This window comes from Agarivorans albus (assembly GCF_019670105.1).
Lineage (GTDB): Bacteria > Pseudomonadota > Gammaproteobacteria > Enterobacterales > Celerinatantimonadaceae > Agarivorans > Agarivorans albus.
In genome coordinates this window covers 3,498,435-3,518,149 of the sequence record NZ_AP023032.1, presented here as the reverse complement: position 1 = coordinate 3,518,149, position 19,715 = coordinate 3,498,435, and the positions used below count along the sequence as shown (strand labels likewise).

Below are 19,715 nucleotides of genomic sequence, written 5' to 3'. Positions count from 1 at the left end.
ATTAGACCGCTTAACGCGTAAATATATTCACTTTAAAACGTAAACAATTGGTTATTCGCTCACTTAACTGGGCTTTATCTACGATAGCTGAAAAACCTTAAGTACTAACACTGCTCCTATTAGCCCAACTTAAACCTGCTCATTTTCTTTTGCCGCGAACTCTAGTCACACTTGAGTACTTTAAAATCAACTGCTTAAGGTATTTTCATGAAAAGAGTTTATAAAGGCCGTAAATCTTCACAGCGCGCATTTGTAGCAGCTGCTTTGGTGCTAAGTGTCGCTAATACTGCTGTGGTAAACGCTCACCCCTGCGACGGCAATGCCATAACTGATGCAGTAGATGGAGCAATCATTGGCGGTGTAGCTGGCGCTATTGTTGGCGATGCAGGCAGTGGAGCGGCTATTGGTGCTGGCGCCGGGGTGATTGCTGGTGCTTATGATGAAGAAGAATGTGCACGATACGAACGTGAATTTGTTGAAGATGTTGTAGTAGATGATATTTACCAACAACAGCTAGAAGACGAGTTTGATGCTGAGCTGATCTACGGTGAATAGTTATCTCGCTGCAACGGCTAAAGGAGCGGCCTGTTTAGTCATTGGCGCGTATTCTGATGCTAAAACACGGTTTGTGCTTGCTGGTTGATGCTAAATCGACTTGGGAGCAGTTTCGGGGTCAGCATATCATTTATGGTGGTGGCATCAGGCAGCTAACTTCCCGCCAACTAGGCTTGAAATGGGGCATTGATTTAGCCCCTTGTGAAACTTCAACAGCGGCATATCTGCAGTTTGGCTCGGCCTTGTAGTGGCTTGTTTAGCGATGCTTAAGTAACAAAAAACGGACCAATTAAGGTCCGTTTTTTAAGGGGAAAGCGAAGTGGTTTAGCCTGCCGCAATCAAATCATTCATATTGCTCACCAGCTGGTCGAACTCGGCACGCTCTTGTTTATCAATTGCAGAGGCGAGGGGGATTTTTGCGGTCATTGGGTTAACTGCTCGGCCGTTAATATGGAACTCGTAATGCAGGTGGGGACCCGTTGAGCGGCCGGTATTGCCAGAGTCTGCAATCACTTGGCCACGAGTGACTCGTTGCCCTTTGCGAACTTTAAATTTGTTTAAGTGTAGGTAACGTGAGCGATATTTACCGCCGTGTTGAATCACGATGTATTTACCCGCATAAGGGTGATTCTCAACTCTAGTCACTACGCCATCACCTGCGGCCAATACCGGGGTGCCAATAGCTACGCCGAAATCGGCACCGTTATGTGGCGAGATACGTCTGGTAATTGGGTGCTTACGACGTGGATTAAAACCAGATGTAACGCGGTGAGCGCCTTTAAGCGGTACTCGCATAAAGGCGCGCGCTAGGCTTTCGCCATCTTTGTCATAGTAGTTACCATTGCTAAACAAATAAGCACTGTATTCGTTGCCTCGGTTAAAAATACGCACTGCACTAATTTCACTTTGACCGGTGAGTTCGTCATCGATGTATTGGCGATTACGTACAACTTGGAATACATCGCCCGCTCTAAAGTCACGAGAAAAACGCAGTTTGTCTTTAAACATTTGCGCTACTTGCTCTACTTCACTTGGGCTTAAACCAGCTTTTCGGGCTGATACGTAAAAGCTACCTTCAATGGTGCCTGCTATGGCTTGTTTCTGCCATTGCCCTTCAATATTAATGGTTTCGTATTCGAAGCTGCTTGCATCTACACGCTTAAAGATGATTTTTTGTGCCGGATTAAAGGCAAGTTGTAAGGCCAATAACTGTTGTTGGTCGTGGTCGATGGTAAAGGTAAGATCATGACCAGGACTTAAGGTATCTAAAGCTAGTACCGAAATATCAGCTTCTAGTACTTGATACATAGTGGTTTGGTCGATGTTAAAGCGAGTGAAAATTTTACCTAGAGTATCGCCCTTCTCAATAGTGTACTGATAGCTGCGTTCGCCTCCAACCTCAGCTTGTTCAGGCTCTGCTTTTGCAGCAGCGAGTGTTGGCTCGTTGGTGTTTTGTTTCGCCACAACTGGCGATTCAGCAGCTTGTCTAAACTGCTCGGCACTGGGCTCATCTTGGGTATTCTGCTTTACTATATCGATGGCTTCATTGGAGCGACTAGCCAGACTAAAAGTGATGCCATCGGACTCTGACTTAAAGTCGTTTTGCGGCAGTTCGATGAGCTGGCGGCTGTTGGTACTGACTTGTTTGGAGCTAGGCCAAATACTGGCAATGCCTACGAGTACACCGCAGGCAATAATGAGCTGCCAATGTTTGTTGGGAAGCCTGCTAGGGCGACCAAACAAACGAGTTTTACTGTTAAACATACAATCTTTTACCTAATGAACGCTGTCTTAACGCAGCTGTTATTGTATTAATACTAGTGAGCGACTTTTGCTGGTTCGTGGTGCTATTCACGACACTTGCCCTTGTTGGCAACCAGAGCAAAGCCCTTGGAATTCGTAACTTTGCGAATGCAATTTAAAGCCTTGCTGTCCGGCAAACTGGTCCAATTCAATTTTTAATGATTCAGACAAGCCTATTTGAGTGACTGATTTACAGTCGGTGCAAATAAGCAAGGGTTGTGGAGTAAATGGGGCATGCTGGTGGCCAATGATGTAACGGCTACTTGATTCAATATGCTGAATGAAGTGATATTGCAGTAGGAAATCTAAAGCGCGATATACCGTTGGAGGCTTGGTATTTTGTTGCTGTTGTTGCAGCTTAGCCAAAATATCGTAAGCGCTAAGTGCTTGTTGATGTTGATGAAGAATAGCCAACACTGCTGCACGATTTGGCGTGAACTTAAGCTTATTTTGGCTACAGTAGTCACTGACACGTTGTATATAATTGGCTGTAGACATGCTTTACCGAAATAGAACTTAGCTGATGAGCGAAATACACCCACAAAATTTGAGCGTTACATTATAACAATCACCGCTTATAGGCAAGCCTTGCAAGGTCAAGTATCGACATTGCTATGGTTTTTTATGTCTTATTTAAGTGATTGTAAATAAAGCGCTAAATTCTGTCGTTGATTGGCGACAGGTTAAAATGTGCTGCTTTAAGTGATTATGCCGTCTGCTATTGCTGTTTACTTCAAAGAGTGAAGACATGTAATTACCGAGTAATTTAATGCGATTGATTAGCGCTGAAGCTGCTGTAGATAAAGGCTCCACTAAAAGTGCTGATTTTTTATTTAGTTTGCTCGCTTTGTAAGCACTCGAACCTTAATTGCGAAAAAGCGGTTGACTTGTTTCGGCTAAAAACGTTTAATAGCCGCCGTTGCCCGGATAGCTCAGTCGGTAGAGCAGAGGATTGAAAATCCTCGTGTCGGTGGTTCGATTCCGCCTCCGGGCACCATCTTTAAAAAGCCTGCTAAATTTAGCAGGCTTTTTTCGTTTCAAGCCTTGCGTTTAGTTCTGCTGAGATTTATTGCGAGAATAGTGAATTAAGCAATGAAACACCGCCGCTTGCTTATTTAAGTTTCTGTAGCCATGTGGTTTATCGCCGGTAAAGCGCAACGCTTGACCTTGGCTGAGTTTATTCCATTGGCCGTTTGCCAAAACTTCCATCTCCCCACTGGTCACAATGACATGTTCACTCACTCCAACTTCGTGGGGCTCGGACACTCGCTGATAGTTCTCTAACAAGGTGAGTTCGTACATCTCAAAGCCATACTTTTCATCGTAGGGGAATAAAATTGCTACAAGCATGTCATCGCTGGCGGGTTGTTGGCGAAGTTGATCTGCGCTGCGAATTTCTGGCTGAGCTTGCTCTGCAAGTTCTGGCTCTAAAAAGGTTGATAAGGAAGTATTAAAACCTCCTGCTATTTTCCACAGTGTGGCAATAGTTGGGCTAGATTCCCCTCGTTCTATTTGTCCTAACATGGCTTTACTCACACCGGTTTGTTTGGCTGCGGTGTCTAAACTCCACTGTTTGTCTTTACGCTGTTGTTTGAGCGCTGCAGCGAGATATTGATTTAAGGCCAGCAAAATAACCTACTTGTTGAAAAAATCGTCTTGTACGTTATAGCGCACAAGTGTTAGGCTTGTCCAGTGCGTGCGTTATAGCGCACGGTGTGAGTAGGAATTTACAGTTAAGCCAAGGAGTAGCTATGCGTGACTGGTTTGTTTTATCTCGAGTGTCGGCTGGTTTTATCGCAGTATTAGTGGGCTATACCAGCTCAGCAGTTATTGTGTTTCAAGCTGCTGCTTCGGCAGGAGCAAGCGAACAGCAAATTGGTTCGTGGTTGTGGGCTTTGGGTATTGGGATGGGGGCGACGAGCATCGGCTTTTCTTGGTATCACAAAAAGCCGATTCTTACTGCTTGGTCTACGCCTGGCGCAGCACTGCTAGTGACTAGCTTATCTGGGCTCTCGGTTCATCAAGCGATTGGCGCGTTTTTGTTTAGCTCACTATTAATAACTTTAGTGGGTTTAAGTGGTTTGATGGATAAGCTGATCCGTTGGATCCCACAATCAGTGGCCTCCGCGATGTTAGCTGGGGTGCTATTGCAATTTAGTTTGCAGTTGTTTCAATCACTAGAGAGCCAATTAGTATTGGTATCCAGTATGGTAGCCTGCTACCTAATCGGCAAATTGTATGCCCCACGCTACGTTATGCTGGTTACCTTACTGGTAGGCATTACAACAGCTTTCTACTTGGGTTTGCTGGAGTTATCGTCGGTGACTTTAGAGCTAGCTATGCCGGTGTGGATTAGTCCAACATTCTCATGGCAAGCAATCTTAGGTGTAGGTTTGCCTTTGTTTGTGGTCACCATGGCCTCACAAAATATGCCTGGTATTGCTGCCTTGCATGGCAATGGATATCGGCCTGCAATTTCTCCACTAATATCTTGGACAGGCGTCGCCGGGATGCTGCTAGCGCCATTTGGAGGTTTTGCTTTTAACTTAGCGGCCATTACGGCTGCAATTTGCATGGGCAAGGAGGCCGATGAAGATCCTACAAAACGCTATTATGCCTCGATATGGGCCGGAGTGTTTTATCTACTGGTGGGCTTGCTGGGGGCAACGGTGGTGAGTTTGTTTGCCGCTTTTCCTCAAGAGTTGGTGGTGGCTATTGCTGGTTTAGCGCTGATTAGTACCATCGCAAACAGTTTATCAACTGCCTTGGCCTGCACAAAGGGGAGAGAGGCGGCCGCCATTACTTTTTTGGTAACGGCTTCATCGGTCAACTTGTTTGGCATTGCCAGCGCGTTTTGGGGCCTAAGTTTAGGTTTGATCGTGCACTACCTTTTTTCTCGCAATGAAGCCACCAGAATAGTTAAAGAGACTAGAGAAGCTAGCAATAAAGCCTAGCTTATCTTAAGGTTGAAGCATCACAAATATGATTGTTTACGTCGTTGATTAAACGTTTTTTGCTCTACTTACTAAAAGGCTTTCTGCTACTTGCTCTGTTTGCTGAGTTAATGGTGTTAGCCTTACGTTGGATCGACCCGCCAATTTGGTCTTGGCGCTTACACCGTGCTTGGTTTCCCCCTGTTTCTTACCCTGAGCAAATACAGCACCAATGGATACCATTAGCTAAGATCAACAAATCAATGCCTTTGGCGGTGGTTGCCGCTGAAGATCAGCGGTTTTTGTCGCACTATGGCGTAGACTTTTTAGCTATCTGGAAAGCGTATAAGAGCAATCAACAAGGCGGGCGATTAAGAGGCGGTAGTACTATTACTCAACAAACTGCCAAAAATCTGTGGTTGTGGCCTAGTCAGAGTTATTGGCGAAAGGCAGTAGAGGCTGGCTTTGCAGGTTTGCTGGAGTTGAACCTACCTAAATCCAGAATCATCGAGATTTACTTAAATATTGCTGAGTTTGGTCCTGGTATTTACGGCGTAGAGGCGGCTAGTCAGCATTACTTCGCTTTGTCTTCATCACAACTTAGTGCTCGTCAGGCGGCAAGCTTGGCAGCCTTGCTGCCAAGTCCATATCGTTACTCACTAAACCCCAACAGTGCATTTATGAGCCAGCGAATCTCGTGGATTCGCCAGCAAATGCGCCAATTAGGATCTTTAGAGTTGAGCCGCCATTAGTTTACGCATGACTAAAGTGCTGCTTGGAAAAGGTCTATAGCGAATTGAGATGACAGCTTTAGACAAAGCAAAATGACAAATACAGAGATTGCGATAAGGCTAGCTTTTGAGAGTGTTTTTAAGAATCCAAAGAACATAGTGACCTCACTTGTGTTTAGCCATCCCTGGAGTTTGATTCAATGTAATTATACTAAATGTTGAGTAAACACTGAATTTTAGAAGTTGTTTTAGATCAATATTGACTGCTGTTTTTTTAAACAATCACTAAAGAGTGTGATCGGTAAATTGATTTTAATTTTGGTCACTTAATCGCACACTAAATTTAAATATTAATGATAATGGTTGTCATTATTTTTATCGTAAGTTAATGAAATGTAAATATATTATGCAGCGAGCTTAGTTAGGGTGTATACTTTTTCGATACCTCAAATTGGCAGCTTGGAGCGCAGTAATGAAAGCCGAACCAAATATAATTGCTTTGTTAAATAAGGTGTTAGTTTCAGAACTTACTTCGATTAACCAGTATTTTTTACATGCCAGAATGTATAAAAACTGGGGTTTTGATGCGCTGAATGAGCGTAACTATAAAAAATCGATTAAGGATATGAAGCAAGCCGACAAATTAATGGAGCGAGTTTTGTTCCTAGAAGGTTTACCTCATGCCCACATGTTGGGTGTATTGCGCATTGGGGAGTCGACCGAGGAAATGCTGCAATGTGATATGGACTTCCAGCTAGAGCAGTTGCCAATCATTAAACAAGCTATTGCCGAGTGTGAACTAGCAAAAGACTTCGTTAGTCGAGATTTGTTAGAAGAAATCTTAGATTACGAAGAAGATCACATTGATTGGATTGAAACTCAACAATATCAAATTGAAAAAATGGGCCTAGAAAACTATTTAGCTGCTCAAATTACCGAAGGAGATGACTAATGAAAGGTAATAATGAAGTCATTGATGTGCTAAACCGCCTGTTGATGAATGAACTAACGGCAATGGATCAGTACTTTATTCATTCACGCATGTATGAAGACTGGGGCCTTAATAAGTTATATGAGCGCATCGACCACGAGTTTGATGATGAGAAAGGTCACGCCTCTTTGCTTATTCAACGTATTTTGTTCTTAGAAGGAACACCAGACTTAAGTAAGCGTGAGCCTTTGCGTATTGGTAGCGATGTACCAAGCATGCTTGAGAATGACTTAAAAGTTGAGTACGAAGTTGATGCTTTACTAAAAGAAGCGATGGCCCTTTGCGAGCTTAAGCAAGATTACGTAACACGTAACATGTTGCAAACGCTGATTGATGATACCGAGATGGACCACGCTTATTGGCTAGAGCAGCAGTTAGGCTTAATTAAGAAAATTGGCTTAGAGAATTACCTACAAAGCCAAATGTAGAAGTTGTGCCCAGCAGATATAAAAACGAGAGCTCTTGCTCTCGTTTTTTGTTTTATACCAATCACACTAAGTAGGTGTTCAAAAAAACGCAGGAAAAATACTCAAGAATGAGACAGGATTTTTCGATAAGTAAATATTCTACAATCAAAAATTCTAACGCAGTTATCGAGTATTTTAACCAGATAGAGTTAACTGTTACTTAGTACGATTGGTATTAGCTGAGCTGCCAGCTAAACTGCGTCCAATTCCGCTCTAAAGCGAGCTGTTTAAGTTTAGGGCAGGGGTTAACCGTATATGCGTTGTCTGCATACTCTAGTAAGGGTTGATCGTTAATTGAGTCAGAGTAAAAGCTGATTGATGAGTACTGCCTTGACTGATCAGTAAGCCATTGCTTAAGCCGTGTGACTTTACCTTCTCGAAAGCTAGCAACACCTTGTATTTGTTCTGTGTACTTTCCCTGCTCGGCATGTAAATCAACGCCTAAATGATGTTCAACACCTAATAATTGCGCAATCTGGTTAACTATAAAGCTAACTGTAGCGGAGATTATAAGTACTTCATGGCTTTGCTTTAACTGAGAGATTAATGCTTGGCCTTGGGGGTAGACAATACGATTAACTTGCTGGCGAACAAAGTGACTTACTAAGCGGTCAACTTGCTCACTACTAAGGTGTTTTATCGGAGTTAAACTGAAAGATATGTATTGCTCTAGGGCTAGCTCGCCTAAAGCATATTGCTGCATCATTGCAGCGTCTTGTTCAAGAAAACCTGCTTGGGTAACTACTCCTTCCCGTACTAGAAATTGATGCCATAGTACGCCGCTGTCGCCAGCGATCAGTGTTTCATCTAAATCGAATATATGTAGTTCCACAAAGGCCTCTTTCACGAGTGAGTGACTAAAGACGATGCTAAGGAAAACTGAAGGATAGCTCAATGGCTAAATTTTATTGAGGGTAAAGAAAAGGCCAGCTGAGCTGGCCTTGTTATTTTATGCAGTATCTTTTTTGAGATTCTCTGGTAAGCCATCTGGTACTGGCGCCCAACTGCGTTGTTGCGCTTCACCGTGAAGTACCTTGCGTAGCTTCTCGTTAGCAGCTGCAGCGTAAATTTTCTCGGTTTTGATTTCTTCTTCTTTACGTTTAAGCGCATCTTCCATATCTAACTGAAGATCTTTGTAACGCTTGCTGGTTGCCAAGAAGACTAGACCAATTAATACCACTAGCACCGCAACTACCGCGCCGAATAACCACCAAGCAATGCCTGACTCTTGGGCTTGGCCGGCATTTTCCGAGCGTTGTACAAGTTCTACAATATGAGCACTTAACTTGTTGTTATCTGCTCGTAGCTCATCTCGTTGCGTTTGCATTTGGTTAAACTGTTCTTGCAACTGTTTTTGTTGCTCAGAATTACCGGTGTTTTCAGCAATGGTTTTCTGTAACCCAAGCACTTGCTCGTTAACGCCAGCAAGTTGTTTTTCAAGTTGCTGATTTCGCTCTAACAACTGAGCTTCGGCATTGCTGCTACCAGCCTGTTCAACTTGCGCATATAAGCTTTGGTTAGACGCAGTTAATGTGCGGTTTTCGTTGCTTATTTTGTCGTTAAGTTGCAGTAACGCTTGGTAGTCAATCAACTTGCTGTTTAAGTCGTTTTGTAAACGCTGGTTGATTTTTTGAGTATCGTTTAGCGCAGACTGAAGCTTGTTAATAGTCTTATTCTTTTTGCTTAAATCGTTCTTAAGCAAATTCAAAGTACGCGTCATTTCTGGGCTTGGGCCTGTACTCTTCGCAACCGGTTTTGGCGTAGGTTTAGGCTTGGCCGCTACCTTGGCTGTAGTGGTTGTTGCTTTAGCTTTAGGCACTGGCGGTGGCAGTACTGCTTTAGGCTTAGCTGAAGTAGTTGTGGTTTTTGCCGTTTGCGTTGTAGCACTTTTAGCAAACTGTCTTGGCACGCCGGTGTATATCTTCGGATCTTTTTCTACAATCCAAATCTCTAAACCATGCTTGCTTTTGATCCACTTCCATTCTTCAACGTTCATATGGTGAAGTTCACCATTAGTCAACGTGTATGAGAATTGTTTAGCATCTTTACGTACAGGGATCGTAAAGGCTACACCGAAGTCGTCAAACTTGCTCGGCATTAACGGGTCGCCAGGGGTGGTGCCTTTACGCAAACGGAAGTCGGTTCTAGCACCAACTTGTTTGCCATTCACCATTTCTTCACCGGCCCAGATATGTAAACCCCAACCATCATAGTTGTTATTAATGCTCTTGTAGTGAACAGTTACGCTATCTGCACTGGCAACTGTACTAATACACCAGAAAAGTAATATAAATATGGATGCTCTTTGCACAATTACTCCATTAACTTGTTTAAGTCGCATGAACCCATAATAACTAAAAAAACATTAAAGAAGTAGCAACTAGATCACCAATATGGTGTTAAATTTTAAAGAAAAATAGACTTAGCTCCAATTGCTGCAGGTTTTTGCAGTAAAAATGTCCAGTTTTTGCTGCTAATTGTTTTTTACGTCAAAAAGAAATTGTCTGACCTTATGAGGATTGCATGATGAAATATCGTCAATTAGGAGAGTCAAATTTACGAGTAAGCGAAATTTGCTTAGGAACAATGACTTGGGGAGAGCAAAACTCTCGTGATCAGGCTTTTGATCAACTTGATTACGCTTTGGCGCATGGGGTTAATTTTATTGATACAGCTGAAATGTACCCGGTGCCACCTCAACAAAGTACCCAAGGTGACACCGAGACTATCATTGGTGACTACTTAACACGGCGAAAATGCAGAGACGAGCTGATATTAGCCTCAAAGGTTGCTGCGCCTTCTAAATCAGATCGCGGTGGTTACATCCGCCAAGATATGCGGCTTACATGGAATGGCATCCATCAAGCACTAGAAGACTCTTTAAATCGATTACAAACCGATTACCTTGATCTTTATCAGGTGCATTGGCCAGATCGTGCAACCAATTTTTTTGGTCAGTTAAACTATCAGCACCAAGAAGGTGCTGATCAAACACCTATTATAGAAACACTTGAAGCCTTAGCTGATCTTGTGAATTCTGGAAAGGTTCGCTACCTGGGGATCTCTAATGAAACACCATGGGGAGCAATGCGTTATGTTCATTTAGCAGAGAAGCATAACTTGCCGAAGATCGTCTCGATCCAGAACCCTTACAATTTGCTTAATCGAAGTTTTGAAGTTGCCTTAGCGGAAGTGTCGCACCGCGAGAATATTCCTTTATTAGCCTATTCCCCATTAGCATTTGGTGCACTCACTGGGAAGTATTTGAATGATCAATGGCCCGAAGGTGCACGACTCACCTTATATAAGCGTTTTGCTCGCTATGGCGCAGAAGCTCAACAAGCGATTCAGCATTATGTAGATTTAGCGCGTGAATTTGAATTAAGTCCTGCCCAGTTAGCCTTGGCATTTGTCAATCAGCGTAGCTTTGTGGGAGCCAATATCATTGGTGCCACCAACCTTGAACAGCTCAAAGAAAATCTGAGTAGTACTAAAGTGTTGATGTCTGATCAGTTGGAGCAGCGGATTCAAGAGTTGGGTGATAAATTTAGGATCCCTTGTCCCTAATGCGCGAACCTATGATCAAAGAAGATCGTTCTGAAAACCTTAGGCAATTACTAAAGCAGGTAAGTGCTTGTCGTTTGTGTGAGAAACAGCTTGAGCCACGCCCGGTGGTGCAGGCTAGTGTTCAATCAAAGATATTGATTATTGGTCAAGCTCCTGGAATAAAAGTGCATAAAAGTGGCGTGCCTTGGGATGATGCCAGTGGCAAGCGTTTACGACAATGGTTGGGGTTGGAGCCTGAGACATTTTATGATGCAGAAACGGTGGCCATTGTACCTTCGGCTTTTTGTTACCCTGGTAAAGGCAAGCAGGGAGACTTGCCGCCACCAAAACTGTGTTTTGATACTTGGCATCAACAAATCATCGAACAGCTCAACAAGGTTGAGCTTACTTTGTTGATTGGCCAATACGCCCAAGCTCTTTATTTGCCCACAGATACAAAAACTACGCTAAGCGAAAATGTTGGTAATTATCAGCATTACGCGGCCCAAGGTATATGGCCTTTACCTCATCCTTCACCGCGCAATCGCCATTGGTTTGCTAAGCACCTTTGGTTTGAGCAAGACTTAGTACCTAAACTGCAAAACCAGATTAAGCAGTTATTAAGCTAGTTGCTAGAGCTACGCTCATCTAACCATTGTTTAGGAGACATATTCGTGTTGGCTCTAAATGCTCGGGTGAAGCCAGATACACTTTGATAACCCACTTCCGAAGCAACCCAAGTAATTGGTTTTCCAAGCTTTAGCAGCTGTTTGGCTTGGTTGATTTTCCATTCCACTAAATAGTCGCCAGGCGAACAGCCGATAGTCTGCTTAAAGCTTTCAATAAAACTAGTGCGCGACATAGCCGCTTGTTCTGCTAGCCATTCAACTGAGTGCTCGAAAGCAGTTTGCTTATGTAAAGCCGCTAAGGCGAGCGATAGTTTGGGGTGCAATAAGCCGGCAATTAAGCCGGAGTGTTTGTTTTGTTGGTTAATACTGTGGCGTAGTAACAAGGTGACGAGGACTTCCACTAACTTGTCCATTATCACTAACGAGCCCTGGTCAGTCTCAAATGCTTCGCTAAAGAGCAATTCTATAGTGCGGGCAAATTGAGCATGTTGACTAAGCGATAGCACAATTTGCTCTGGCAAGGCATTCGCCAGCGCACTGTGATTGGCATTGTCATATCGAATAGTGGCACACACAAGTTCTGCTGGCTGTTGCTCATCCACAATAAGTCGATGGGCTTGCGGTTGGGGGAAAAAAATTAAACTTGGTGCAACTACATTTAACAGTTGCTGCTTGCTTTGAATACTTAAACTGCCAGATCGCAATACATGAATGTGTCCAACAAGCTCATCACCTGTAGCTACATCAGATAAGCCACATAATTGCCCTGAATAAAAAACACCAGCGCTGATTGAAAACTGTCTGAGTAGGCTAGAAAGTTGGTCCATTTTAGTTATTCCGTACTTTTTGCACTAATTGCTGAACGATTGTATCCCAACAGACCGGAGCTAGCCGTTAATGTTTCATTGTCGCTTAGCACACTATTATTTGGAGAATGAAAATGAATACACTAAAAGCAATTATTCGTACCAGCGCACTTGCCACTTCCCTAGCTGTTAGTAGCTTTAGCTTTGCTGCCGATGTGGGTATGAGCGTAGACGCCAATGATTTAGCTATTAAGGGCTATGATCCAGTTGCCTACTTTGTCAGTGGTCAGCCAACCCAAGGTAACAATAGTTATACCGCCACTCATAATAATGCTATCTACCATTTTGCATCAGCAGACAATCGTGATGCATTTAAAGCTGACCCTGCTAAGTACGCGCCTCAATACGGTGGTTATTGTGCTTTTGGCGTAGCCATGGAGAAGAAGTTTGATACCGACCCAACAGCATGGAAAATTGTCGATGGGAAGCTTTACCTTAACCTTGATAAAAAGGTCCAACAGCGTTGGTTAGAAAACACCGGTGAATTGATTGTGGACGCCAACCAGAATTGGCCAGAAATAAAAGCCGTAGATGCCGCTAAACTTTAATTGCATCTATCACTATCTCATCAAATAGGGCTGCCTACTTGGTGAGATAGTATTGTTGGTACAAGTCTTCGATAAGTGTGGCCAACTTAAAGTCACGTTCACTTACTCCGCCTAATTCGTGGGTAGTTAATGAAATATCTACCTTGTTATAGCAATTGCTCCAATCTGGATGATGATTTTGCTGCTCGGCGTAATCAGCTACTCTTCCCATAAATTCAAAGGCTTGTACAAAGTTTTTAAACCGATAAGAGTTTACGATAAAGTTATTTTGATACTGCCAACTCGGTAGGTGTTTTAAGGCTAAGTGAATAGCTGGTTGGCTTAGTGCATGCTCACTCATAATTACCTCTAACTTGTTTGATTACCTATAAGATTAGTTTAGCGAGAGCGTGAAGTCAGTTTTACTAGCATTGGCAAGAAATACACGGGTAGCTGAATCGCCCCCATATAAATCATGTATTCAATCCCTAAAAAGCTACCAGTGATACTATAGGTGAGCAAAACATTACGATTAGTGGCAGTTACCCCGCTAATTATAGCGAGCTCTTTACCTTTTTTGAGGTACAACAAAAAGCTGGCGACAAAGGCAATGAAACATGCAGTACTGGCAATTGCCAAATACTCTAACGCAACAGCTGGGCTGGTGTCATACACTTCGCGAAATGCTCCCATTAGGCCCAAGGGGAAAAAAAACACCAATACTATGGTTACAGGCCGGATCTGAATAAGTGCTTTGTCGATCAGTTGTTGCTTGAGCAGTTTGTGCAGTAACAAACTGATAATAATAGGTAATATGATGAAAATTGCTAAACGTTGGCCATAAACCTGCATGTCTAGTTGTAATTGCTGGTTATGACTAAAGTGGCTAAACAGATGACTATTAAGCAGTAATACGCCAGGCATTAATAAAGTAGAGGCAATTGTCATGGCCATACAGCGTTGAGCATCTAAGCCTATCGAGCGAACAATCGCGGGGCTGGCGAATAGAGAGCCAGTAGCGCAAGTGGCTGCAATGGCTAAATAGAGTTGGCTACTAACATTGAAAAACCAAGCAATTAGCATGATCAAAGCGGTTAAACCAAGCGTATGCCAAATTGCATAAAGCCAAATTGATGTTTGCGCTAAGTCTTTAACTAAGGTTTTGATGTTCAAACTTACGATGGTAAATAACATTAAAGCAAACAGTACCGCCGGTAAAAAAGGCAGTAAGGCATTAGAGAAGTTAGGCAGCGCAAAGCCGATGAAAACACAGCTGGCTAATAGCTGAGTAGAGTAGCGAGTGATAAACCTTAGCAAGTCCTTGCCCCATTTTGGTTATACGCTGTGCTAGCGCGGTGTTATTTACAGATTGAAAAGCAAGTTAGAAACAGATTCAAACGAGTGTTTGAAAAATACTAGCAAAGAGATGTATGATTGCAAATGCTACATTTGGCCAATTGTTATTCATGGGCCGAGTATGGGATGCTAATCTGAAATCTATTGCGCGTCGAGTTACTCGTCGGGCTTGCAACACTGTTAAGGGTAACATGAACCAATTAGCGAAGTTTCAACTTCGTTAACTACATAATAACTATAAAATAAAGGAACGTTTGATGAGTAAACCGACTAATAACGCATCTAGCTATCATCAGCTGGAACACTACCAAGTATCGAATTTGCTTTATCAGTTTATTAATCAGGATGTTTTGCCAAACTCAGGTGTTGAGCAAGACGGCTTTTGGTCTGGGCTAGAAGCCTATTTAGATCACTTCATTACTAAAAACCAAGATTTGTTGGCTAAGCGTGATAGCTTACAAAGCCAAATTGACCAATGGCATCAGCAGCATCCTGCCCCCATCGATGCCCAAGTTTACCAGCAGTTTCTACAAGATATTAATTATCTGGTTAAAGCGCCTGAGCAAGTGAGCCTTGCTACATCAAAAGTAGACCGTGAGCTAGCTCTATTAGCAGGCCCGCAGTTAGTGGTACCGGTAATGAATGCTCGTTATGCATTAAATGCCGCTAATGCTCGCTGGGGTAGTTTGTATGATGCACTCTATGGTACCGATGTGATTGAGCAAAGTGGTGAGCTTGCCCCCGGCTCTGCCTATAACCCTGCGCGTGGAGAAGCGGTTATTGCTTATGGCCGCGCATTACTTGATAAACATTGTCCCTTGGCTCATGGCAGCCATGCTGATGCTACCAAATACAGTGTTCTTTCTGGTGGTTTATTGGTTGGCCTTAAAGACGGTTCAAACACCACCTTGGAAGAAGCCTCTCACCTTGCGGGCTACCAAGGAGATGCTGAGCAGCCTTCGGCGATTTTATTGCAACACCATGGGCTACATATAGAAATCCAGTTTGATGAAGAACACCAAATTGGCGCGCAAGACAGTGCCAATGTAAAAGACATTGTATTGGAGTCTGCACTTACCACCATTATGGATTGTGAAGACTCTATTGCCGCGGTAGACGCCGAAGATAAAGTAGAAGTTTACAAAAACTGGTTAGGTTTAATGTGCGGAACATTGAATGAAAGCTTAACCAAAAACGGCAAACAGATTACTCGCGAGCTAGCGCCTAACCGCCAATACATTAACACTCAAGGCCACGGCTTTAGCTTAAGTGGACGCTCGTTAATGTTTGTGCGTAACGTGGGTCACCTGATGACCAACAACCTAATGTTAGACGCCAAGGGCAATGAGGTTCCAGAAGGTTTACTTGACGCTGTGTTTACCAGCCTCATCGCTAAACATGATTTGCTTGGAAATAGCCCTTATCGCAACTCCCGCGAAGGGTCGATTTACATTGTTAAACCTAAGATGCATGGCCCAGAAGAGGTTGCGTTTAGTAATCAAATTTTTGCAGCCGTTGAAGAGCTAATTGGTCTTACAGCTAACACCATTAAATTGGGCATTATGGATGAAGAACGTCGCACCAGTGTTAATTTAAAAGCGTGTATAGCAGAAGCTCATCAGCGAGTGGTGTTTATTAACACTGGTTTCTTAGATAGAACGGGGGATGAAATTCACACTAGCATGGCAGCCGGCGCTATGGTGCCAAAAGGTGAAATAAAAGAAAGCGTGTGGATTAAAGCGTATGAACTTAACAACGTTCAAGCTGGCCTTGCTTGTGGTTTGCACGGCAAAGCGCAAATAGGTAAAGGCATGTGGGCCATGCCCGAGATGATGGCAGCTATGATGCAGGCTAAACAAGCCCACCCAGAAAGTGGCGCTAGCACGGCCTGGGTTCCTTCACCAACTGCGGCAACGCTGCATGCGATGCATTATCACCAGGTAAATGTATCGAGTATTCAAAATCAACTATTAGAGGCGCTAAGTAGTGATGATCAGCGTTACTTAGATGACTTATTAACGCCGCCATTAGCGGCTGATACAGCTTGGACTGAGCAGCAACTTATTGCAGAACTAGATAACAACATCCAAGGCATTCTTGGTTACGTTGTTCGCTGGGTAGAGCAGGGGGTTGGCTGTTCTAAGGTGCCAGATATTAATGGCGTAGGTTTAATGGAAGATCGCGCTACCTTGCGTATATCTAGTCAGCACGTGGCAAACTGGTTAAAACACAATATTGTGAGTGAAGAGCTAGTGAAACAGCGTTTTGAAGTGATTGCCGCATTGGTCGATGAACAAAACAGTGGCGACCCAGCCTATCTGAATATGGCAGGAAATGTCGCTACCAGTTGTGCCTATCAAGCCGCCCTAGATTTGGTGTTTAAAGGTTGTGAGCAACCTAGTGGTTATACCGAACCACTATTACACGCATGGCGTCGAGAGTTTAAGTCCCGATAGGGTAAACATTTTCATTATAAACAAGCACCTTAATAGGTGCTTTTTTTGTATGATTTTGATATTAAACAATAAAATCAGGTGCTTAAGTAATGTAATTCTTGATTAAATTAGGTAGTCTTTTGTCCGCACCAAAGCTGCATGATTGGGCTTGGTATGCGAAGTGGATACTTAAATTTTTAAAGGATTAAAATCTTGTTACTACGACTGATATTTGCAGTAGTTGTGTTGTCTCTTACGGCATGTTCTACGATAAAAACCAAACCATTAGATGCTAATGAGTCTCTATCTTTAGCGGATAAGAGCCTCGTTTATACCCGTTATAGTGCGCTTCCTGATTTTGCTGCACAAACTGCCGCAAATGTGCAGTTTGGCTTATTGGGGTTGGCTTCTGCTATTTCTTCAGGCAATGCCATGATTGTAAACAATCAAATTGAAGACCCTGCTCTGGATATTGCACGTGAATTAGCCAGCGGCCTAAGTGATAGCTATAAAGTAAAGGTGGTGGATGATGAATCTAAATCAGTAACCATTCCTGAATTGCCAAACATCATCGAACTATACTCTGATTATGACTACATTCTTGATGTTCGCACCCTATCTTGGAGCTCGATATATTACACCAGTGACTGGGACAATTATCGTGTGAGTTATCAGGTGCATGCTCGACTTATCGACCGTGAAAAGGGAATCGTTATTGCTGAAGAAGCTTGTAACAATATGCCTGAGTATGCAGATACTGAGCAAGGGCCTTCTTATGTCGAGCTGGAAAGTGGTGAAGGGCTTAAGCGTGAGTTAGCGCGTTCAGTAGAATTTTGTGTAGAACACATTCGCAATATGGCGCGTTTGCGCGATGAGACAAATGCAAACAGTGTTAAAGCTACCGCTGCTGAAGGTCAGACAAACACCAAAACCCTTTAAAGTTAGATACTTGCTGCTAAAGCCTCTTTGTTAAGAGGCTTTTTTTGTTAAAAATCTAAGCCAATACCTATCACTAGGCGATAGTCATTTTTTTCCGGTGTTATGTCGTCTGAGTCTGCAGTGGGTGATTCGGTGTAATCCCAAATAAAGTCGATGTCTAAATCTAGATCGTCGGTAATATCAATGGCTAGATTAAGTAGGTTGTGGTGTTGGTAACCACCGGTCTTTTTCTGCGATAAGGTCATTTGGTAGTCATGAGTCAATTCAATGTCTTTGGTGATGTCTATTTCGAAGTTAGAACCAAAAGACAAACCCATACTGCTTTCTTTGTTAGAGCTGCCTTCAGTGACTTCTTCAAAACGGGTTTGCTGCCATGAAGGACCAACAGACAACTCCCATTTTTTGTCATCATCGTCCACTGCGATATAACCCACTTGCGAGGCCAATTGGCTTTGCAGCTTTATATTCTTTAATGGTGCGTGATAGAAATCGGCCAATATAGGGCGAAAGAACCAATCGTGGTGTTTATATAAATCGTGAGAAAGGGTAACGCGGTGATTGCGCGCGGTGGTTTCATCATTCGACTCTGAGATCACCCCAAGATAAGTAATAATTGTGCGATTAAGTGCCGTTTTTCGTTCACTATTTAGTTTGCCGTTTATCTCTAAGGTATTGGTATTCCCGCTGGCAACATTGGCGCTCAAGGTCGCTTTGTTCTCCCAGCGATCGGCTTCTCGTTCAGCTACTCGATAGACCGATATAACATCTTGGCGCGAGGCATAATGGGTGTCTTTGCCAATGATGGTCACGCCATCTTTATCTACCATTAAGCGGCCACGTACTACCCCTAAGCCGCGTAAATTTACTTGAAACCATTTGGCTGTACGCAGCCGTTGAATATCGTCAATATCAATGTTTAGATCGTCTAACTCATCGCTGTCAAATAGCACTTCTTTTTGATAAAGCTCTTCTAAATCGCCTTGAATAACTTCACCAGAATCTAATTGAATCCAGTCTTTGTCTTCATCTAAATCTAGTGCACTAAAGTAGTCTTGTTGAAATTGTTCGGTTATTGAGTTGGGCGTCTGCTCGGCCTCGGGAAGAGAGGTTTCAGCAGCTAAGGCTAGGCTAAGGCTAGAGCTTATTAACAATACAACAACTAAAAGGCGCATTAAGTGGTGGCTGCTCCATCAGACATTTAATGACAGTATTTTGATATTAGCGGCTTTTTAAGCAATACGGAATAAACGCTTGAGAATACAAGGTGTTTTGTTTAGCTAAGTACACTTTATACTCATCGAAATAGATATCTGCTCAGTTATCTATCTCGATGATTTTTACTCAGCTAAACATAGCAAATCGCTTATTTTACTTGAGCACTGCGCATCCACTCGCGATACTCATCTGCACCGTCTTCACCTTCAGCCGGAGACCAAGGCGCAAAATCTTCTGCGGGAGTGGGCACATAGGCACCTTCTTTTATCTCTAGGCCGACTGTTCCAGCTTGCATACAAGCATATCCATGCCAAACATTGGGTGGAACTTCGATAGCTCGGTTTGTTTCTGGTGACAAACTATGGCGCTCGGTAACTTCGCCTTGCTCATTAAATATTAGTAAGTCGAGTTGTCCTTTGAGCACTAAAAATAGTTCCCATTTGTGGGCTTCACTATGGCGGTGCGGACGCATGTAGGTATCTGGCTCTGTAGCAATAAACAAGCGTTGCACACCTGCGTCTAAGGTTTCGTGTAAATTGTGATGGCTGCGCTGGCGTGGTGCTGCTTTAGCCTTGTCGCTAAAGTCTGAAAAGTCCTTGTTGTTGATGATCTTCAACATTAACTAGAGTCCTATAAATGAGCGTATTCGATTAAGTCATGGTTATAGGGCCAGATGGTGGCATATTTTTGCTGACTCAACAAACGGGGATTATCAGTGTAAG

At 43.2% G+C, this 19,715-nt stretch carries 21 protein-coding genes and 1 tRNA gene; 12 read left to right on the top strand and 10 right to left on the bottom strand.

Annotation, left to right across the window (positions count from 1 at the left end; genetic code table 11):
• Window positions 1–207: 207 nt before the first annotated feature.
• Both K5620_RS15960 and K5620_RS15955 read left to right on the top strand, forming a co-directional pair.
• Window positions 208–555 carry a glycine zipper family protein gene (locus K5620_RS15960; protein WP_221077401.1) on the top strand — a complete coding sequence of 116 codons (348 nt, stop codon included), beginning with the start codon at window positions 208–210 and terminating at the stop codon, window positions 553–555.
• A gap of 56 nt (window positions 556–611) precedes the next feature.
• Window positions 612–803, top strand: coding sequence for a hypothetical protein (locus tag K5620_RS15955; protein WP_016402949.1), 192 nt, complete (start codon window positions 612–614; stop codon window positions 801–803).
• A 76-nt stretch (window positions 804–879) separates the two neighbouring features.
• On the opposite strand, the gene K5620_RS15950 is transcribed toward K5620_RS15955, so the two are convergent.
• Both K5620_RS15950 and K5620_RS15945 read right to left on the bottom strand, forming a co-directional pair.
• On the bottom strand, window positions 880–2,319 hold the full coding sequence (locus tag K5620_RS15950) for a peptidoglycan DD-metalloendopeptidase family protein (RefSeq protein WP_016402948.1): 1,440 nt from the start codon (window positions 2,317–2,319) through the stop codon (window positions 880–882).
• Between the two features lie 87 nt (window positions 2,320–2,406).
• The gene (locus tag K5620_RS15945; RefSeq protein ID WP_016402947.1) at window positions 2,407–2,856 is read right to left on the bottom strand and encodes a Fur family transcriptional regulator; all 450 of its coding nucleotides are present in this window, start codon (window positions 2,854–2,856) and stop codon (window positions 2,407–2,409) included.
• A 423-nt stretch (window positions 2,857–3,279) separates the two neighbouring features.
• On the opposite strand from K5620_RS15945, the gene K5620_RS15940 reads away from it, so the two are divergent.
• Window positions 3,280–3,355 (top strand) — tRNA-Phe (locus K5620_RS15940).
• 53 nt (window positions 3,356–3,408) lie between these two features.
• Here the strand turns inward: K5620_RS15940 and K5620_RS15935 are convergent.
• Window positions 3,409–3,987: a helix-turn-helix domain-containing protein gene (locus tag K5620_RS15935; RefSeq protein WP_016402946.1), complete on the bottom strand. Its 579-nt coding sequence runs from the start codon at window positions 3,985–3,987 to the stop codon at window positions 3,409–3,411.
• Between the two features lie 122 nt (window positions 3,988–4,109).
• Between K5620_RS15935 and K5620_RS15930 the strand changes: the two genes are divergently transcribed.
• The 4 genes from K5620_RS15930 to bfr (K5620_RS15915) all read left to right on the top strand — a co-directional run bounded on the left by K5620_RS15930 (window position 4,110) and on the right by bfr (K5620_RS15915) (window position 7,441).
• Window positions 4,110–5,312: a benzoate/H(+) symporter BenE family transporter gene (locus tag K5620_RS15930; protein WP_016402945.1), complete on the top strand. Its 1,203-nt coding sequence runs from the start codon at window positions 4,110–4,112 to the stop codon at window positions 5,310–5,312.
• Window positions 5,313–5,356: 44 nt separating this feature from the next.
• The gene (gene mtgA / locus K5620_RS15925; RefSeq protein WP_215426459.1) at window positions 5,357–6,043 is read left to right on the top strand and encodes a monofunctional biosynthetic peptidoglycan transglycosylase; all 687 of its coding nucleotides are present in this window, start codon (window positions 5,357–5,359) and stop codon (window positions 6,041–6,043) included.
• Window positions 6,044–6,494: 451 nt separating this feature from the next.
• Window positions 6,495–6,974, top strand: a complete 480-nt coding sequence (gene bfr, locus K5620_RS15920; RefSeq protein ID WP_016402943.1) for a bacterioferritin — start codon at window positions 6,495–6,497, stop codon at window positions 6,972–6,974.
• Window positions 6,974–7,441: a bacterioferritin gene (gene bfr / locus K5620_RS15915; protein WP_016402942.1), complete on the top strand. Its 468-nt coding sequence runs from the start codon at window positions 6,974–6,976 to the stop codon at window positions 7,439–7,441. Before bfr (K5620_RS15920) ends, bfr (K5620_RS15915) begins: the two co-directional genes overlap by 1 nt.
• A 214-nt stretch (window positions 7,442–7,655) precedes the next feature.
• On the opposite strand, the gene K5620_RS15910 is transcribed toward bfr (K5620_RS15915), so the two are convergent.
• Window positions 7,656–8,312 (bottom strand): HAD family hydrolase, encoded by a 657-nt coding sequence (locus K5620_RS15910; protein ID WP_016402941.1) that lies wholly within the window; start codon window positions 8,310–8,312, stop codon window positions 7,656–7,658.
• A gap of 117 nt (window positions 8,313–8,429) precedes the next feature.
• A complete protein-coding gene (locus K5620_RS15905; protein WP_016402940.1) occupies window positions 8,430–9,791 on the bottom strand; it encodes a pullulanase-associated domain-containing protein in 1,362 nt (453 codons plus the stop codon).
• Between the two features lie 215 nt (window positions 9,792–10,006).
• On the opposite strand from K5620_RS15905, the gene K5620_RS15900 reads away from it, so the two are divergent.
• Both K5620_RS15900 and K5620_RS15895 read left to right on the top strand, forming a co-directional pair.
• Window positions 10,007–11,047 carry an NADP(H)-dependent aldo-keto reductase gene (locus K5620_RS15900; protein ID WP_016402939.1) on the top strand — a complete coding sequence of 347 codons (1,041 nt, stop codon included), beginning with the start codon at window positions 10,007–10,009 and terminating at the stop codon, window positions 11,045–11,047.
• Window positions 11,047–11,655: a uracil-DNA glycosylase family protein gene (locus tag K5620_RS15895; RefSeq protein WP_016402938.1), complete on the top strand. Its 609-nt coding sequence runs from the start codon at window positions 11,047–11,049 to the stop codon at window positions 11,653–11,655. The genes K5620_RS15900 and K5620_RS15895 overlap by 1 nt, the downstream gene beginning before the upstream one ends.
• Here the strand turns inward: K5620_RS15895 and K5620_RS15890 are convergent.
• On the bottom strand, window positions 11,652–12,482 hold the full coding sequence (locus K5620_RS15890) for an AraC family transcriptional regulator (RefSeq protein ID WP_016402937.1): 831 nt from the start codon (window positions 12,480–12,482) through the stop codon (window positions 11,652–11,654). The two genes, K5620_RS15895 and K5620_RS15890, sit on opposite strands and share 4 nt — an antisense overlap.
• A gap of 113 nt (window positions 12,483–12,595) precedes the next feature.
• Here K5620_RS15890 and K5620_RS15885 point away from each other — a divergent pair, with 113 nt between their 5' ends.
• Complete coding sequence (locus K5620_RS15885) at window positions 12,596–13,069, top strand: YHS domain-containing (seleno)protein (protein WP_016402936.1); 474 nt, start codon at window positions 12,596–12,598, stop codon at window positions 13,067–13,069.
• A gap of 34 nt (window positions 13,070–13,103) precedes the next feature.
• On the opposite strand, the gene K5620_RS15880 is transcribed toward K5620_RS15885, so the two are convergent.
• On the bottom strand, window positions 13,104–13,409 hold the full coding sequence (locus tag K5620_RS15880) for a 4a-hydroxytetrahydrobiopterin dehydratase (protein WP_016402935.1): 306 nt from the start codon (window positions 13,407–13,409) through the stop codon (window positions 13,104–13,106).
• A 38-nt stretch (window positions 13,410–13,447) separates the two neighbouring features.
• Window positions 13,448–14,365 (bottom strand): hypothetical protein, encoded by a 918-nt coding sequence (locus tag K5620_RS15875; RefSeq protein ID WP_016402934.1) that lies wholly within the window; start codon window positions 14,363–14,365, stop codon window positions 13,448–13,450.
• A gap of 296 nt (window positions 14,366–14,661) precedes the next feature.
• Here K5620_RS15875 and K5620_RS15870 point away from each other — a divergent pair, with 296 nt between their 5' ends.
• Complete coding sequence (locus K5620_RS15870; protein ID WP_016402932.1) at window positions 14,662–16,860, top strand: malate synthase G; 2,199 nt, start codon at window positions 14,662–14,664, stop codon at window positions 16,858–16,860.
• Between the two features lie 192 nt (window positions 16,861–17,052).
• Entirely contained in the window at window positions 17,053–17,778 is a 726-nt protein-coding gene (locus K5620_RS15865; protein ID WP_016402931.1) for a hypothetical protein, read from the top strand.
• A gap of 47 nt (window positions 17,779–17,825) precedes the next feature.
• On the opposite strand, the gene K5620_RS15860 is transcribed toward K5620_RS15865, so the two are convergent.
• Together K5620_RS15860 and K5620_RS15855 are read right to left on the bottom strand one after the other, a co-directional pair.
• Window positions 17,826–18,950 carry a DUF481 domain-containing protein gene (locus K5620_RS15860; protein WP_016402930.1) on the bottom strand — a complete coding sequence of 375 codons (1,125 nt, stop codon included), beginning with the start codon at window positions 18,948–18,950 and terminating at the stop codon, window positions 17,826–17,828.
• Window positions 18,951–19,141: 191 nt separating this feature from the next.
• Window positions 19,142–19,612 (bottom strand): WbuC family cupin fold metalloprotein, encoded by a 471-nt coding sequence (locus K5620_RS15855; RefSeq protein ID WP_016402929.1) that lies wholly within the window; start codon window positions 19,610–19,612, stop codon window positions 19,142–19,144.
• Window positions 19,613–19,715 lie beyond the last annotated feature (103 nt).